This window comes from Paenibacillus odorifer (assembly GCF_000758725.1).
Classification (GTDB): Bacteria; Bacillota; Bacilli; order Paenibacillales; family Paenibacillaceae; genus Paenibacillus_AQ; species Paenibacillus_AQ odorifer.
The window spans coordinates 1,494,715-1,511,786 of the sequence record NZ_CP009428.1; the positions used below are offsets into that span (position 1 = coordinate 1,494,715).

General features: G+C 42.3%; 13 protein-coding genes. 12 read left to right on the top strand and 1 reads right to left on the bottom strand.

Features of this window, described 5'->3' with window-relative positions:
* Positions 1–147: 147 nt before the first annotated feature.
* A complete protein-coding gene (locus PODO_RS06485; RefSeq protein WP_036679993.1) occupies positions 148–561 on the top strand; it encodes a zinc ribbon domain-containing protein in 414 nt (137 codons plus the stop codon).
* 556 nt (positions 562–1,117) lie between these two features.
* Here PODO_RS06485 and PODO_RS06490 read toward each other — a convergent pair.
* Positions 1,118–2,221, bottom strand: a complete 1,104-nt coding sequence (locus PODO_RS06490; protein WP_038569268.1) for a GerAB/ArcD/ProY family transporter — start codon at positions 2,219–2,221, stop codon at positions 1,118–1,120.
* Between the two features lie 145 nt (positions 2,222–2,366).
* Between PODO_RS06490 and PODO_RS06495 the strand changes: the two genes are divergently transcribed.
* The 11 genes from PODO_RS06495 to PODO_RS06545 all read left to right on the top strand — a co-directional run bounded on the left by PODO_RS06495 (position 2,367) and on the right by PODO_RS06545 (position 17,070).
* Entirely contained in the window at positions 2,367–3,881 is a 1,515-nt protein-coding gene (locus PODO_RS06495; protein WP_038569269.1) for a spore germination protein, read from the top strand.
* Positions 3,878–5,101, top strand: coding sequence for a Ger(x)C family spore germination protein (locus tag PODO_RS06500; protein WP_038569271.1), 1,224 nt, complete (start codon positions 3,878–3,880; stop codon positions 5,099–5,101). The genes PODO_RS06495 and PODO_RS06500 overlap by 4 nt, the downstream gene beginning before the upstream one ends.
* A 6-nt stretch (positions 5,102–5,107) precedes the next feature.
* Entirely contained in the window at positions 5,108–5,338 is a 231-nt protein-coding gene (locus PODO_RS06505) for a hypothetical protein (RefSeq protein ID WP_036675888.1), read from the top strand.
* Positions 5,339–5,625: 287 nt separating this feature from the next.
* Positions 5,626–7,185 (top strand): response regulator transcription factor, encoded by a 1,560-nt coding sequence (locus PODO_RS06510; protein ID WP_036675962.1) that lies wholly within the window; start codon positions 5,626–5,628, stop codon positions 7,183–7,185.
* Positions 7,182–8,972: a sensor histidine kinase gene (locus PODO_RS06515; RefSeq protein WP_036675887.1), complete on the top strand. Its 1,791-nt coding sequence runs from the start codon at positions 7,182–7,184 to the stop codon at positions 8,970–8,972. Before PODO_RS06510 ends, PODO_RS06515 begins: the two co-directional genes overlap by 4 nt.
* Before the next feature lie 184 nt (positions 8,973–9,156).
* Positions 9,157–10,458: an ABC transporter substrate-binding protein gene (locus PODO_RS06520; protein ID WP_036675885.1), complete on the top strand. Its 1,302-nt coding sequence runs from the start codon at positions 9,157–9,159 to the stop codon at positions 10,456–10,458.
* 228 nt (positions 10,459–10,686) lie between these two features.
* Entirely contained in the window at positions 10,687–11,499 is an 813-nt protein-coding gene (locus PODO_RS06525) for a carbohydrate ABC transporter permease (protein ID WP_235219373.1), read from the top strand.
* Positions 11,499–12,320 carry a carbohydrate ABC transporter permease gene (locus PODO_RS06530; RefSeq protein WP_038569273.1) on the top strand — a complete coding sequence of 274 codons (822 nt, stop codon included), beginning with the start codon at positions 11,499–11,501 and terminating at the stop codon, positions 12,318–12,320. Before PODO_RS06525 ends, PODO_RS06530 begins: the two co-directional genes overlap by 1 nt.
* A gap of 37 nt (positions 12,321–12,357) precedes the next feature.
* A complete protein-coding gene (gene lacZ, locus PODO_RS06535; protein WP_038569274.1) occupies positions 12,358–15,429 on the top strand; it encodes a beta-galactosidase, LacZ type in 3,072 nt (1,023 codons plus the stop codon).
* Between the two features lie 187 nt (positions 15,430–15,616).
* Positions 15,617–16,327 (top strand): lantibiotic protection ABC transporter ATP-binding protein, encoded by a 711-nt coding sequence (locus PODO_RS06540; RefSeq protein WP_036675879.1) that lies wholly within the window; start codon positions 15,617–15,619, stop codon positions 16,325–16,327.
* The gene (locus PODO_RS06545; protein ID WP_038569275.1) at positions 16,324–17,070 is read left to right on the top strand and encodes a lantibiotic immunity ABC transporter MutE/EpiE family permease subunit; all 747 of its coding nucleotides are present in this window, start codon (positions 16,324–16,326) and stop codon (positions 17,068–17,070) included. The genes PODO_RS06540 and PODO_RS06545 overlap by 4 nt, the downstream gene beginning before the upstream one ends.
* Positions 17,071–17,072: the final 2 nt, after the last annotated feature.

Here is a 17,072-nt window from a genome sequence, read left to right on the forward strand (position 1 = left end):
TCGTTCCCGCAGGAAGGCGGGGAAAGGGTTAGTAAATCGGTTATAGGCTACAAACCATGGACGAAGTTAGGTACAATAAAGAAAGGAATACTTCTGGCGGTGTCGAAATATGCTTATATATGACTACTACGGAATTGGGGGCTGAATATGAGTTTTTTTAACAAAGTAAAAGCAGGGGTAAGCGAGGCTGGGAATAAAGCAAAAACAGTGGTGGAGATTAACCGGTTGAAGCTGCAAAATAACGGTAAGCAAAATGATATTGACCAGCAGTATCAGGTTATGGGCAAACTGTTATTTGAAGCCGTAACTCAAGGTGCAGGACCACTGCCAAGTGAGCAAATCGAGACTAATATCAATCGTATTCTCGAATTGAAGGCTGAGATTGAGACGAACCTTCAGCAAATTGCTGAGTTGTCCGATGTAAAGCATTGCAAAGCATGCGGTGGGAATGTGGCGATCGAGGCACGCTTTTGTCCGGCCTGCGGATCCACTTTTGAAGTGGCAAAAGAACCTGTCAGTGATGTAACTCCGTCCTCGATTTCTTTGGATAAGAAGGAATAGATTTACTTCATACAAGAAACTTATGAATAAAGAGGCTGTCTCAAAAGTAGTGAATACTACTTATGAGGCAGCTTCTTTTTAGTAAAAAGGCTATAAGCGGATTCTTGCTGTAGCCAATAGACTATGGGCTACGCACACAAAGTATTCTATGCCATTAGGTTGGGCGGCGGAATATTCATTTTGTGTGATACCTGTTGGGGACGATATCTATTGGACGGTGCGATAAGCAGTATGCGGGGGCCGTTTGTGTTGTCTGCGTTTATGAATGTGCGAAGCCGGCCTAAAACTAATTAGGGAAAAACTCCCTGGAAATAACCAATATTCGCTCTAAATGAACGAATTTAGGGAATATCTCCCTAATAATAAGGGGAATTTCTTTAATTGCTAACGAATCAGCTGAAATTTAGGGAGGTTTTCCCTGATTATTAGTCTAATGAACGAAAATCCCAGAATTTCAGGGAGAAATTCCCCAATTATTTTAGCGGAGCTTAATTAGATCTTTAAGCGGGATTCGTATCTACAATCTTAATTTCACTTGTCTATAATCTAGTGTCGTTTAAACCTTAGAAGCACGGCGTTTCTTAAATTGATACACAATTAGCAACATAAGCGGCAGAACAAATGCACAGGTGAAATCCCAATCTACCCAGTAGGCGGGGATCTCCTTTACGTAGAAAATGATGTCTTTGGCAATCAGTTGTGACATACCGAATAACAAAAATCCAGTAGGTATGATCAGAGGACGGTGGCTTTTGAGTTTAAATAATTGGGCTGTACCTAAGGTTAAAGCATAGTAATAAACTGCTGTTTTGAAGTACGTGCTGATAATCCATGCTGTAGCCATAAGCGCTTCAATACGTTGCAGAGAATTAGCAATATTAATTTTCTGAGCAAGAATATAAGCGGCATAAAATTGATGTTCAGAAGCGTAAACACCTAGAACGGTAAGGGAAAACAATAAGATGAGGTTAAGGCCCAGAGCTCCGATGATCAAGGCTATGAAAATATCCCGGCTTGTTTTGCTATTTTTCTGAGCATAAGGATATATCATTAGAAACACGCACAATTCGCCAAAAGGATAAAAAACACCATACATCAAAGTATGAAGCATGTCCGGTACTGGTGTGTTTAAGATGGGGTATAAACGTTCCATTTTGACATCGGGGGTCAGCAGGAGCAGCAGACCGATCAAAAAAACTGCAAATAAAGGGAAAAAAAGCTGAGCTGCCCGGCCCAATGTTTCTAGGCCAAGTCGTACCCCATATACCAGCAGGAAAATGGCCATGAAACGAATAACCCCACCGGGTGTTTTCTCGTAAATCTGTGTACACATGAAATCTTCAATTTCTCTTATGTAGGTGGAGGCAGCAATCAGGAAGAACCCTAAATAGAATAAGGCCACAGCAGTTCCGACCCATTTTCCTAAAATTTGTAGGCTAAGCTCGATAATATTCTTGTTGGGTTCAAGGTCTGCTAAGCAGAGTAACAATTTTATGGTCACTAGACCCAAGGGAATACTAATCAAAGCAGCAATCCATGCATCTTGTTTCGCTCCTGATATCATTAACGCCGGATACACAAGCGCCATATCCCCAATAAATGTGAATAGCCCGAGTATAATCATTTGATTGGTACTAATTCGATCTTTCTCCAAACTCATATACCCCCTCAAATTTATTGGACTAGTTTTAGTATGGTTGTAGTTACCAGAATTATGCCATCCCGATTTTTTAATCCGAAGGAATAATTATCATAATAAACATCAAACTATACTCATCTATCTATGGAGAAGTGGAGGCTGCATCATGAAAGATACGGAGATTGGTACATTATCAAGCCGGTTGGAAGTTAATATTGCTAATTTGTACCAATTGATGGGTGAAAGCTCTGATGTAGTGATAAAAGAGTTGCAGATAGAAGAGAACACTCATATTTCTTTGATTTACATAGATGGTCTTGTGGATACTCAGGTGCTGCATAATTCAATTTTGTATTCCTTGCAGGAACACATTCCTTACGAACAGCTGAGGGGGCTTTCTCCCGAGCAGAAGTTTGAGATCATTAAGAAACAGATATTAATAGCCGGCGATATAGCCGTCATTGACGATTACAGCCAATTTATTCATCATTTATTGTCCGGTAATATAATGCTGCTGCTTGACGGGTTATCCAGCGCTCTGCGGATCGGCTTACCAGGCTGGGAAGATCGTAATGTAGGGGAGCCTAGCTCACAGTCGGTTGTTCGGGGTCCAATGGAAGGATTCACTGAGAATTTACGGACGAATACGGCACTGGTTCGGCGAAAAATCAAAGATAGCCATTTATGGCTGGAAACCGTTCAGATCGGAAGGGTGACTCAAACCAGCGTATCCATTATGTATCTAAGTAACATCGCGAATAAGGAACTGGTGCAAGAGGTAAAGCGCCGTCTGAATAAAATAGATACGGACAGTATTCTCGAGAGTGGATATATTGAGGAGTTTATTCAAGAGACGGCAGTTACACCTTTTCCTACCGTATACAACAGTGATCGTCCGGATACGATTGCAGCGGGTATTTTGGAAGGAAAAGTGGCCATTCTTGTTGATGGAACTCCTTTTGTACTGCTGGTGCCCACATTTTTTGTGGCATTTTTCCAGTCAGCTGAGGATTATTACCAAAGGGCTGATATTGGAACATTGCTGAGATTAGTTCGTTTTATTTCATTTTTTATTACTTTGCTTGCCCCTTCATTGTATGTTGCGATTACTACCTATCACCAGGAGATGATACCGACCAATCTTGTAATCAGTTTAGCTGCCCAGCGGGAGAGTGTTCCTTTTCCTGCTTTTGTTGAGGCGCTGATCATGGAAATGACTTATGAGATTTTGCGGGAAGCCGGGGTGCGGATACCCAAAAATATTGGTCAGGCGATTTCCATTGTCGGAACGTTGGTGATTGGACAAGCCGCGGTAGCAGCGGGTTTTATTTCATCCGCAATGGTCATTATTGTATCGCTAACAGCCATTTCTAGTTTTGTTATTCCGGAGACAGGAATGTCTATAGCTGCGCGGATGATCCGTTTTGTGCTTATAGCTTTGGCCGGATTTATCGGATTATATGGAATTCTCTTCGGTATTTTCATCATCGTATTGCATTTGTCGAGTCTGCGTTCTTTCGGAATGCCTTATATGAGTCCGCTCGGACCGTATAATTCCAAAGATTTAAAAGACTCTATTTTTCGCTTTCCGTGGCCGTTTTTAAAGACAAGGCCTGCTGAGAATAAGACGCAGAACCTGTTTCGTCAAAGCACATCCAGTGATAAGGAACCAACCAAATGAATAAAAAATTAGTTAGAGGCGTTCTTCGATTAATGATAGCTCTCCAATTTACGTTAGTGCTAAGCGGCTGTTGGGAAAGAAATGAGCTGAATGAGATAGCTTTTGTCTTGGGGATAGGGATTGACAAGGCAGAAAAAGGTTATACCGTTTCGATGCAGGTCGTTATTCCATCTGCGATTTCCTCCCAAACGAATGGAGGAGGGGGAGGCAGTGGAGTCCCAGTGGTTGTATATAAATTTACTGTACCTACGTTTTATGATGCGCTGCGTAAGCTGAATCTGGATAGCTCTAGGTCAAGTTATCTCGGTCATATCCGGGTGTTGGTGATTGGGGAGGAGCTTGCCCGCACCGGAGTGGGTGAGATACTCGATGTATTTAAAAGAAGTCGGGAACCCCGGATGGATTTCTACGTTATGGTTGCCAGAGATACAACCGCCAGCAATGTCTTGAATGTCCTTACACCTATGGATAAATTACCAGCGAACAAATTATTTAGCTCTTTGGATAATTCTTATAAAGATTCAGCAAAAACAGTCGCTGTCACGCTGGATGATTTTATTGAGAATTTATTGTCTGAAGGTGAGAATCCTGTGCTAACCGGAGTGAAAATTATAGGAGATCCCAAAGATGGAGAGGACAAAAGCAATGTAGAGCGAACAATGCCTAAGGCAAGATTGGAATACCATACTGTAGCTGTGTTCAAAAAAGACAAGTTGATCGGTTGGCTAAACGAGGGAGAAACGATTGGTTACAATTATATCAACGATAAGGTAACCGCACATTCTGGCTCGATCGCAGGGGAAGACGGAAAGCCCATTGTAATCGAAGCGATCCAGGCTACAACTAAACGTAAAGTGAAAATCATTAATGGGGAGCCGCATATTTACCTTAGTGTTAAGACGCTTTGCAATATTGAAGAAGTGCAAAGTGTAGAAAATTTGGAATCGGAAAGCACTATAAAACGTTTGGAAAAGGAAACAGAGGAGCGGATTATAGAGCGGATGCAAAAAACTGTGGAGCATGTAAATGATCGTTTCAATGTTGATATTATGGGATTCGGACAATCGATCTACCATGCCAGCCCTAAAGCTTGGGCAAAGCTGCAGCAACAAAAGGGTGACGATTACCTTAAATCATTGCGCATCCATTACAAAGCCTCAGCAGTTATTAACCGCGTGGGTCTCACAGATAATTCTTTTCTTGAAAAAATCAAGGAGTGAAGTCAAATGCTAGTACTGTTATTCTTGGTGATTGCTGTAGGTTGTATGGCACTTGATTTGCCTAAATTAATGCGAAAGCGCCGAGTGCGTGATCTTAGCGTATATTTTATTTTTTGGATTTTGGGTCTTGGCGCGACCTTCTGCTCGTTGTTAAAATTGAACATCCCCAGTCCGCTGTTTCTTATTATCTTTATCTATAAGCCAATAAATAATTTATTTGGCTTATTGTTTCATTAACAATGAAGCTGCAATTATCGCGGCTTTTTTTGTTTTATCATGTAGAAGTTCTTGTCCTTAACTTAAGAATATTTCATAGAATGAAAATGAGAGGTTGACCATATTTGTCGGTGGGGCATATTATTTGGAATGAACAATTTTTAAGTAAGCTTACGGCTTTACTTGTACAGGAGCTTGCTCCTTGTTGGATGTATTGTATACTAACGAATAAAAAGAAAACGGTTACAAAGAGATTTTCAATTCAAGGAAAAAGGCATAATCATTCTCAGGGCTGCAAGGGGGAAGAAATGAAACCAATATTCAAAATTATGATTGTTGATGATGAGATGCTTGTAAGACAAGGAATCAAACATCTTTTGGATTGGGAAAATGAAGGGTATCGAATTGTTGGTGAGGCTGCTAACGGTCTTGAAGCACTAAATATGATGGATGAGGTTAATCCTCATGTGATCATTACAGATATTGTTATGCCAATAATGGGCGGGGAGAAACTGGTCAAGATCGTTAAGGAGAAATACCCTCATATTGAAGTAATCGTCTTAAGTAGTTTCAGTGAATATGATTATGTCCGATCCACATTTCAAAGTGGTGTAGCGGACTACATTCTGAAGCCAAAGTTGGAAGCTGATTATCTGTTAACCATCCTAAATAAAACCACTGCTAAATTGGTAGGGATGGAGATGACCGATCAAGGAAAGGATCCTGGGGAAAAGCAAGTTTTGCTAGTTATCGAGAAGCTTATGACCGGATATGAGTCTGGGCTTGAGTCTGCTTTGCTTCATGCAAAGTTTCCACACACACTATTCGCGTTTTTCGGAGCGGATATGAAACATATTAAAGATTCTGGGGATAGGTTAACTTTCACACAAAAAATAGAAAAAGGGCTTAGTAAGCTCCCTTTGGGCGATACAGTGTTTATTCGGCTGAAGTTTGTCAATGATTCGGTTATATATTTGCTTAATGCAAAGCCGGAACAGTGGGACGAGCTTGTTATAGAGCTCCGATATCTAGTCTCGGAGATGGACCATTGGGCGAGAGAAACACATTTCGTTATCAGTCAAAGCTTTACGGATTTTAATAAGCTGGGGGAGATTTATCGAGACAATTATTTAAAGCTTACACGATACAGTTTCTACTTGCCGGATCGAAGCTTAATTGAAAATGATCATTTGCCCAGCCTTCCGAGTGCATATCAGGAATATGATATGGGCGAATTAATGGAACAACTGAAACGTAAGCAATACCAGAAGGCATTCACTGGATTTCTGGAATATGTTCATCTCCGTTCGATGGATTATCGGACCGATATTTTCGAATTCAAATCGTTATTGGGGAATTTTATATTTAACGTAGCGACCACACTTGGAAAAATGAAGTATGAGACCGGAGGCTTGGAGGAATCCAAATACGACTTCTTTCGAAAAATAGATGAAGCGATGTATGCCGGAGATGCAATCGCTGTTGCTGAAGCTTTTATTCGCGAAGCTGAACGTGCGATTGGTGAGACGAACCTAACGATCAATCCAAATATGACCCGCTTGCTTGAATACATTCAGGATCATTACGCTGATCCCATCACGTTGACTGGGGTTGCGCGGCAGTTTCATTTCAACGCTTCTTATTTATCGAGCCATTTCACAGCTCAGAATGGTGAAGGATTTAATGAATATCTGAACAAAGTCCGTTTGGAGAAAGCCATGGAGTTACTCGTGACAACGGAAAAAACAATTTCTGATATTAGCGCTAGTGTGGGCTATTCGGATCAGAGTTATTTCACTAAAGTGTTTAAGAAGCAGGCTGGCATTTCTCCGAGCCAGTACCGAAGACGGGACGTAGAGCGACCATGATTGGAACAATCATCAACAAGATTAGAAAACAGGGCTTATTTCTCAAGCTTTTTCTTGTGACCCTCATAAGCATTGTTGCCGTATCCCTTCTGACTTTGTCTATTACCATCCGTATGTCAGAAAATTTATTCTTAAAGACCTTCAGCATAACGAATGGCAAACTACTGAACCAGATGAAGACAAACTTGGAGTCCTACAACAACGTTGTAGCTACGGGTGCTACAATGACAGCTCAGAATGGTGCCATCCGCAGCTATTTGTCCGGGGGAGAGACGGATTCATTGACGCTTGCTATCAAAACCTACCAGATGACAGAAAGCATGCGTGCAGTCCGCTCCAACCTGAGTGCCTTTGATGTGGGTATTATGATTGTAGGTGCGAATGGCAGAAGTTATTCAACCGATCCTTGGTATTGGTCTGCTACTGCTGATGAACTGAAGAACCACCCGATTACGAAAGCGACAGTGGCCCATCCACAGCAAATTCTGTACCAGCTTTATCAAAAAGAGGATGGTCAAACCAAAAAGAAAGAGATCCTGTTAGTGGCTTCTAAAGCTCTATTTGATCATTCGACCGGCCGTATCTATGGCACTATGTACATTGCAATTCGTGATAGCGATTTTAAGGCCTTCTATGCCAATTTTACGAGTGAAGGTAATGATGTTGTTTTGCTGAATGCAAAAGGGCAAATTGTATCCAGCAACAGGACAGAGCTGATTGGGCTGACCGATCAACAGCTGCTTCATGAAGTAGTTGATGAACAGAGCACAGGAGACAATGGAGAATCTGTCTATGTGATGGGGAATGAACGGGTAGTATTCTCGGAATACTTGCCTGAATTTGATGTTTATTTGGTGAATCTGATCGATAAGAAAGCTGTAACGGGTCAGATGGTAAATGCTAAAGCAGTGTCGTTGACGATCATGGCTATCGTAGCCATTTCGCTTATTATTGTATTTTTAATTACCAGGAAAATGACGAAGTCCCTGCGTGTACTCGTTGAACAGATGTCGAGTATTCCTAAGGGGGGATTTGATAATCATGTGGATGTCGCCACTAGTAGTTATGAAGTTAAGGAGCTAGGAAATGCCTTCAATTTTATGCTTGATTCCCTACATGATTATGTTGATCGGTTGATGGAGACCCAGAAGCAGCAGCGTAATGCGGAGCTGGCCGCCCTTCAAATGCAGATCAATCCACATTTTTTATATAATACGCTGGCTTCTATCAAATTTCTGGTGCAACAGGGCAACAAGGAAAAAGCAGCTGGAACAATAAATTCGCTAATCTCACTCCTGCAAAACACTGTCAGTGATATTCAATCCACTATACCTGTTAGTCAGGAATTAGAATCGCTGAAGCATTATGTGTATATCAATCATGTAAGGTACGGTGAAAAGATTCGCGTCAATTATTTTGTGGAGCCTGAAAGCTTGGATTATCATATGCCAAAGCTAATTCTGCAGCCTTTTATCGAAAACGCGTTCTTTCATGCATTCAATCTTAAAGATGAGGGAAGAATTCTGATCATGATCGCCGTTCAGGAAGATCAGCTTGTATGCGAAGTTGTAGATAATGGTGATGGGATGGACCTTGATCCGAATTTGATGAAAGAAGAACAGCTGCCAGCCTCGAAGCACAAACGACAATTATTCTCCGGGATCGGTATACGGAATGTTGATGACAGAATCAAATTGTTGTACGGAGAGCGCTATGGTATTAACATTACAAGCAAACGAAATGAAGGTACGAAGATCATAATTACGCTTCCATTGTTAAAAAGCTAAAATTTTTACAAGAACCTAAAAATAGTACCAGAGTCGATCTTAGAGTAAAAATAGAATCCAATAATAACACCAAAGCTAACAAAGATACTGCCAAAGAAAGCGAATACAAAATGATAAGATGGAAGCGTAGCAGAGAAAACGCTTCCATCTTTATTATTTTACAGATTATCAAGGGGGTTACGAAGTGAAAAAATTATTATCCGTAATGCTGGCTAGTGTGGTTCTACTTTCGGCATGTTCCTCAGGTGGAACGAAAAACGAAACGAGCAACTCCGGAAGCGAAGGTAGCAGCAAGCCACAAGAGATCACAGTTTGGGCTTGGGACCCAGCGTTTAACATTGCAGCCATGAATGTTGCTAAAGAAGCTTATGCGAAAGTCAATCCAGACGTAACGGTAAACGTCGTTGAGAACGCGCAGGCTGATATCGTGCAAAAGCTGAACACAGGACTGAACTCTGGATCTACGAAGGGTCTTCCTAACATTGTATTGATTGAGGATTACCGTGCGCAAAGCTTTTTGCAAGCGTATCCGGATTCCTTTTATGAATTGACGGATGTTGTAAAAGCTGCTGATTTTGCGGATTACAAAATTGGCCCGACCAGTGTTGACGGCAAGCAATATGGTGTTCCGTTTGATTCTGGTGTAACTGGAATGTATGTACGTACAGACTATCTTGAGCAAGCAGGCTATAGCCTGGATGCACTACAGGATATCGACTGGAAGCAATATATCGAGATCGGTAAGGCTGTAAAAGAAAAAACCGGCAAAAGCATGATCACACTGGATCCCAATGATCTTGGACTTATCCGGGTCATGATTCAATCGGCGGGTGCATGGTATACGGGTGAAGACGGTCAAACTCCGACCATTGCAGACAACGCTGCTTTGAAAGAGGCGCTTGTATTGTACAAAGAAATGATGGATTCCGGCATCGTGAAAGTTAACTCAGACTGGAGTCAATTTGTAGGCGCATTCAATAGTGGTGAAGTGGCTACTGTGCCAACGGGTAACTGGATTACACCTTCAATTAAAGCCGAAGCTTCCCAATCCGGTAAGTGGGCAGTAGCTCCACTTCCTAAGCTGGCAGCCACAGCAGGCTCCGTCCATGCATCCAACCTTGGGGGCAGCTCCTGGTATGTAATGAATGTAGATGGTAAAGAAGCTGCTGCGGAGTTCCTTGCAAAAACATTTGCTTCTGATGCGGAATTGTATCAGACGTTAAATACAAAAGTTGGTGTTATCGGCACTTTAAAAGCTGCGGCAAGCGGAGAAGCTTATTCAGCTGCGGATGAATTTTTCAAAGGTCAAAAGGTCGTATCCGATTTTGCGGCTTGGACCGAACAAATTCCTAACGTCAACTATGGCATGAACACTTACGCAATAGAGGACATTATGGTTGTAGCAGTGCAATCTTATCTTGGTGGAAAAGATGTAGATACTGTTCTGAAGGATGCCCAGAAGCAAGCAGATACCCAAGTTCGCTAATCACACTTAGGCTGTACAATCTAGGCCCTTGCTTCTTCTTCTCCTGTAAATTGGATTTCTACAGAAGGATGGGTAGCAGGGGCTTTCATCTCTAATTTATCAGACAGAAGGGTGTGGAGTGGAGTGGAAACTGTAAAGCCAGGGCTAAGCCCTCAAAGACATGAGAGCACTAAAGGTCAACGGCAAATCCATCTGACAGGCTGGTTATTCGTTCTTGTGCCGGTCATTATGATCAGTATTTTCTATTTTTATCCAATGATTCAAGCCTTAATTCTATCCTTCAAGACAGGCAGAGGCAACAATCTTCAGTTTACCGGCCTTGATAACTATATTCGTCTGTTTAGCGACACCACTTTCCTTACAGCCGTCAAAAACACTTTTATTTACTTGATTATTCAGGTCCCAGTTATGCTGGTGCTGGCGCTCTTTATCGCTGTGCTGCTAAATGACGAAAGACTGAAATTTAAAGGATTTTTCAGAACGGCGATATTTCTGCCAACGGTAACTTCACTTGTAGCGTACTCCGTTGTTTTCAAGTACATGTTTGGAGCCGAAGGTATCGTCAATAAATTTCTGGTGAATCTGCATCTAATCAGCGAACCGATTCAATGGATTACCGATCCCTTCTGGGCCAAAGTTACTATCATTATCGCTATCACTTGGCGCTTTACTGGCTATAATATGATTTTCTATTTGTCCTCACTGCAAAATGTCGACAAATCAATATATGAGGCTGCTCATATAGATGGAGCGAGTGCATTTACACAATTTTTCAAAATTACAATTCCCCTATTGAAGCCGATTATCTTGTTCACGACGATAACATCGACCATTGGAACACTTCAGTTGTTTGACGAGGTGGTTAACATCACGAAAGGTGGACCCGGCAATGCAACCATGTCGATTTCCCAATATATTTATAACCTTTCCTTTGAATACACACCTAACTTTGGATACGCTGCAACCGTCTCCTATTCGATTGTTGTAATGGTGCTCATTCTGACGCTTATTCAGAACAAACTAGGAGGGGATAAGAGATAATGAAAACCAAACGCATGTTTACTTACGTATTTCTAATCATCGCTGCGCTGATCTCTATCTTTCCATTTATCTGGATGGTTATAAGCGCCACGAACCAGTCGGTTGATGTAACCAAAGGGACATTGTTGCCGGGTGCACATTTAGTGGGAAATATAAACAATCTATTTAGTTCAGTGGATATGTGGCAGGCTCTCTGGAACTCTGCAAAAATCTCTGTGGTGACTACTGTGCTTTCACTGCTAGTAGCATCGGCGGCTGGATATGGTTTTGAAATGTACCGCAGCCGGAGTAAAGATATCGTATTCAATATTTTGCTGGCTTCAATGATGATTCCATTTGCGGCGATTATGGTACCTCTATTTCAAATGTTCGCCAAAGTATCTAGTGTAGTGCCGTTTCTCGGTATCGATACAGCATCGGCAGTCATTCTTCCGACATTTACAACAGCATTCCTAATTTTCTTCTTTCGTCAAAGTACAAAAATGTTTCCTAAGGATATGATGGAGGCTGGGCGCATCGATGGGCTCTCGGAATTTGGTTTGTTCTTCCGCATTTATATGCCAACGATGAAATCAACTTACGCCGCCGCTGCGATTATCACATTTTTAAACAGCTGGAACAATTATCTGTGGCCTTTGATCGTATTGCAATCACCAGAAAATATGACTGTGCCCCTTCTTATCTCGAATCTAGGCTCAGGTTATGCCCCTGACTATGGTCTGATCATGTCAGCGATTGTCATTACGACCTTACCGACAGCATTAGTGTTTTTCATGATGCAAAAGCAATTTGTAGCTGGGATGACGGGTTCGGTTAAATAAGTTAGCGTTCATGTGAAGAATAGAGGAGGAAGTATAGATGAAGCAGCAGGTTGAACGAAACCTCACTCCAAGTCTGGAATGGTTATCAGACCCGTCCATTTATGCAATAGGCAGAGTGCACGCGCATTCTGACCATCGATATTACCAAACGAAAAATGAAGCCGAAGCGCTTGGAGAAATGCCCTGGCGCCATAGCCTGAACGGCAGCTGGAAATTTAGTTATGCCCAAAATGCCATGGAACGACAGGTTCATTTTTATAAGGAGGACGTGTCTTGCAGAGGCTGGAAGGATATTAAAGTTCCCGGTCATATCCAACTTCAGGGTTATGGGCAGCCTCAGTACGTGAATACGATGTATCCATGGGACGGTCATGAGCATCTTAGACCTCCGATGATCTCTGAGGACCACAATCCTGTAGGCAGCTATGTCAAATATTTTGAAGTTCCTGCGGGCTGGGAGCAACGTCCGGTGTATATATCTTTTCAAGGAGTTGAATCGGCTTTTTATATATGGCTAAACGGGGAGTTTGTTGGCTATAGCGAAGATAGCTTTACACCGAGTGAATTTGATTTAACATCGTACTTGACGGAAGGCGAAAATAAGCTGGCGGTTGAAGTCTATCAGCGCAGCACGGGGAGTTGGTTGGAGGATCAGGACTTCTGGCGTTTTTCGGGAATTTTTCGTGAGGTGTATCTATACACCGTGCCGGATGTTCATGTGCGGGATCTCCACGTTCAAACCGATTTGGATGAAAAGTTTGAGCAAGGAACGCTGACGGCTGTCATGCAATTGATAGGTAAGTCTGCCTCAAAAGTGCTCCTTGAGCTTAAGGATAGAGCAGGTAATCTTGTGGCTAGTACTGAAAGTGAAGTTTCAGGAGATTCCCTTTCGCTTACGCTTGCGGCAACAAAGGTGCAGCTGTGGAGCGCAGAAGCTCCTAATCTGTATACCCTTTACGTATCAGTTTACAACGCATCCGGGGATCTTGTAGAAGTTGTGCCGCAAAAAATTGGTTTTCGGAAATTCGAAATGATAGATAAGATTATGCACTTAAACGGCAAACGTATTGTATTTAAAGGCGTTAACCGGCATGAGTTTAATCCGCGCTTTGGACGCAGTATTACAAAAGAAGATATGCTGTGGGACATAAAAACCTTGAAGCAGGCGAACATCAACGCGGTTCGGACCTCGCACTATCCGAATATGACACTGTGGTATGAGTTGTGTGATGAATACGGAGTCTATGTCATTGACGAGATGAATTTAGAGTCGCATGGATCATGGCAGAAAATGGGGGCAGTTGAGCCGTCTTGGAACATCCCCGGCAATAAGCCTGAATGGCAGGATATCGTGATGGATCGTGCGATTTCCATGGTGGAGAGAGACAAAAATCATCCCTCCATTCTAATTTGGTCCTGTGGGAACGAATCTTTTGCAGGAGAAGTAATTCTGAACGTAGCCAATTATTTTCGAGAGAAGGACCCTACTCGGTTGGTTCATTACGAAGGGGTGTTCCATAACCGTGAATATGATGATTCGAGCGATATGGAGAGCCGGATGTATGCGAAAGCAGCAGATATCGAAAGGTATTTAACAGAAGATCCGCTAAAACCATATATTAGCTGTGAATACATGCATGCGATGGGCAATTCCGTCGGGGGGTTGCATAAATACACAGAGCTAGAGCAGAAGTATCCAATGTATCAGGGTGGATTTATCTGGGATTATATGGATCAGGTGATTGTGAAAAATGATCGATACGGTAAGCCCTTCATGGCTTATGGAGGAGACTTCGATGACCGTTCAACCGATTACAACTTCTCTGGTAACGGAATTGTGTATGCGGATCGGAGATGGTCGCCAAAAATGCAGGAAGTGAAATTTCTGTATCAGAACTTCAAGCTGCTCCCGGACAGTCAGGGTTTTACAATCAGAAATGAAAACTTATTTGTGGGCTTGGATGCTTATGAATTACAATACGCTCTGAACTATGAGGGTAGGGTCATCCAGCGTGGAACTGTCTTCGCTCAGGTTAATCCGGGCGAGGAAAAATATGTAGAAGTTGATCTACCCGATATTAAGAATCAGCCTGGCGAGTATAGCTTGGATGTTTCTCTTGTTCTGAAGGAAGATTCTTTATGGGCGAATAGCGGTTATGAAATCGCTTTTGGCCAGCATGTTTTTCAAGTGGCAAATACGTCAGCCGAGGAGTCTTTAACAGATGCTAAGATAACATCTGTCGTGAATGATTTTCGCGTGGTTGAAGGAGATGTGAATATTGGCGTACATGGTCGTGACTTCTCCGTAATGTTCTCAAAGCAGGCGGGTACATTAATTTCTGTTAAATATTCAGGGCAGGAAATGATCTCTTCACCGCCGGCACCGCTCTTCTGGAGAGCAATGACAGACAATGACAAGGGGGCGGGAATGCATTTCGACTCTTCCCCTTGGTATGCAGCAAGCTTGACCCGTAGAACGTTAAGCTTCGAGCTCGTGGAGGAGAAGGACCGTGCGACGGTGACTTACGTGTATAAGCTTAGTGTATCAGAGGGAGTACGGGTAAGTGTAACTTACACAGTGTTCTCCGATGGAAGCATACAGGTGAAATCAAGCTACCATGGAGCAGCGGGTTTACCAAAGCTTCCGCTCTTCGCTTTAAGCTTTAAGGTGCCAGCGGATTATCATCAGCTGAATTGGTATGCAAATGGGCCGGAAGAAAATTATATCGACCGTGCGTATGGGGCGAGATTGTGTCGCTTCCAGAATCATGCGATGGATAATGTGTCGTCCTATTTGGTGCCGCAGGAATCGGGCAACCGCACAGGTGTGCGCGAAGTATCCATAATGAATGATTATGGCCAAGGCATTATAATATCTGCACCAGCTACAGCCCCTGTTGAAGCCAATATCTCGCCTTACTCGGCAATGGAGCTGGAGAATGCGACACATCATTATGAGCTGCCGAACGTTCACTATACCGTTGTTACCATTGCTGGACGTCAAATGGGCGTAGGCGGGGATGACAGCTGGGGAGCTCCAGTTCTTGATGAATATCAAATCAATCCATCCTTAGATATGGATTTTGAATTTACAATTCGCAGAGCATGATTTTTTTGCAATATTTGAAGTTCATGTATTAGATGATAAATATTCCAGGCTCGGTTCAACGTTAAATTTGAACCGAGCTTTTTTATGCTCGTTATAATCCCGTATAATTTGAGCTCAGTAAAACCTTATAAAGTCCTTAGATTTGCTATATATGATCAACGTATAGCAAATGAGAGGATGATAAAGGATGGGAGAGTATATTTTACAAACTAATAATTTATGCAAGAATTTCAGGGGGCAGCGTGCGGTTAACGATATCAACATAACCGTAAAAACTAATTCGATTTATGGACTGTTAGGCCCAAACGGCGCAGGTAAATCGACGACTCTAAAAATGATAACAGGAATACTTCGAGCGACGTCAGGACAAATTTTATTTGACGGTCATCCATGGACACGTAAGGATTTACTACACATTGGAGCGCTGATTGAGTCCCCGCCACTTTATGGGAATCTGACTGCTGTCCAAAATTTGAAGGTACACACGACAATATTAAACTTACCGGATTCTCGGATTCGGGAAGTTCTTGAAATTGTTGATTTAACAACAACAGGCAAAAAAAGAGCGGGACAATTCTCTATGGGCATGAAGCAACGTCTCGGGATTGCGATCGCTTTGTTAAATCAACCTAGACTCTTGATTCTGGATGAACCGACAAATGGGCTTGACCCGATTGGAATTCAGGAATTACGTAAGCTTATACGCTCATTTCCTGCACAAGGGATTACAGTTATTTTATCGAGTCATATTCTTCATGAGGTGGAGCAAATTTCCGATCATATTGGAATCATTAGTAATGGTGTTCTAGGGTATCAGAATGCAATATTTCCTGGTGATGATTTGGAGAAATTGTTCATGGAAGTCGTGAGTCGGAACAGACAGGAGGTAACCAGATGATCCACTATCTTTTATCCGAAAATATTAAATTCAAACGAACATTTTCGCGAAAATTGATTGTCGTGGTGCCACTGTTTTTTCTTCTATTTTCATTTTTCACACAACAGAACCTGCAAACTGAAGACCACTATTTTATGGAAATGGTCTTTAATTGGTGGCCGCTGTTATTCATGACCATAGGATCTGCTTTGTTGTCTACACTATCGAATAACAAGGATCGTAAGGCTGGAGGATACCGCAGCTTAAGCAGTCACGGAATTAGCATCGCTAAACTTTGGCTCAGTAAAATTATTGTGGTGTCATATTATTTGCTGTTGTCTTCGCTGCTCCTTATTGCAGTAATGTACCTATCTGGTCTTTTGTTTCCTTTGGGTGCAGCACCCTTATCTGAAATTACAACAGCCGCTATGGTTGTTTGGTTGACCTCTTTGGGGATGATTCCAATCTATCTATTCTTAGCTGAACAATTTGGGTCTGTAGTATCTATTCTTGCAGGTCTGTTTGGGATGATTGTGAGTGTACTAGCAGCGGATCAACCTTCATGGATTTATGTTCCGTGGAGTTGGGCTTTAAGGTTAATGTGTCCCATTGTTGGTGTACGTCCAAATGGTGTGGCTCTTTCAGCACAGGATGCTCTAAGAGACTCTTCGGTTATTTTACCTGGAATTGTGGTGTCGCTTGTATTCTTTTTGGTAACCCTCACCTTAACTAGCTGCTGGTTTAGTAGAAGAGAGGTGCGATAGAG

What these genes read in the sequence shown, in the direction of transcription:
- PODO_RS06485 (WP_036679993.1), top strand. Translation starts at nt 148, where the DNA reads ATGAGTTTTTTTAACAAAGTAAAAGCAGGGGTAAGCGAGGCTGGGAAT.
- PODO_RS06490 (WP_038569268.1), bottom strand. Translation starts at nt 2,221, where the DNA reads ATGAGTTTGGAGAAAGATCGAATTAGTACCAATCAAATGATTATACTC.
- PODO_RS06495 (WP_038569269.1), top strand. Translation starts at nt 2,367, where the DNA reads ATGAAAGATACGGAGATTGGTACATTATCAAGCCGGTTGGAAGTTAAT.
- PODO_RS06500 (WP_038569271.1), top strand. Translation starts at nt 3,878, where the DNA reads ATGAATAAAAAATTAGTTAGAGGCGTTCTTCGATTAATGATAGCTCTC.
- PODO_RS06505 (WP_036675888.1), top strand. Translation starts at nt 5,108, where the DNA reads ATGCTAGTACTGTTATTCTTGGTGATTGCTGTAGGTTGTATGGCACTT.
- PODO_RS06510 (WP_036675962.1), top strand. Translation starts at nt 5,626, where the DNA reads ATGAAACCAATATTCAAAATTATGATTGTTGATGATGAGATGCTTGTA.
- PODO_RS06515 (WP_036675887.1), top strand. Translation starts at nt 7,182, where the DNA reads ATGATTGGAACAATCATCAACAAGATTAGAAAACAGGGCTTATTTCTC.
- PODO_RS06525 (WP_235219373.1), top strand. Translation starts at nt 10,687, where the DNA reads ATGATCAGTATTTTCTATTTTTATCCAATGATTCAAGCCTTAATTCTA.
- PODO_RS06530 (WP_038569273.1), top strand. Translation starts at nt 11,499, where the DNA reads ATGAAAACCAAACGCATGTTTACTTACGTATTTCTAATCATCGCTGCG.
- lacZ (WP_038569274.1), top strand. Translation starts at nt 12,358, where the DNA reads ATGAAGCAGCAGGTTGAACGAAACCTCACTCCAAGTCTGGAATGGTTA.
- PODO_RS06540 (WP_036675879.1), top strand. Translation starts at nt 15,617, where the DNA reads ATGGGAGAGTATATTTTACAAACTAATAATTTATGCAAGAATTTCAGG.
- PODO_RS06545 (WP_038569275.1), top strand. Translation starts at nt 16,324, where the DNA reads ATGATCCACTATCTTTTATCCGAAAATATTAAATTCAAACGAACATTT.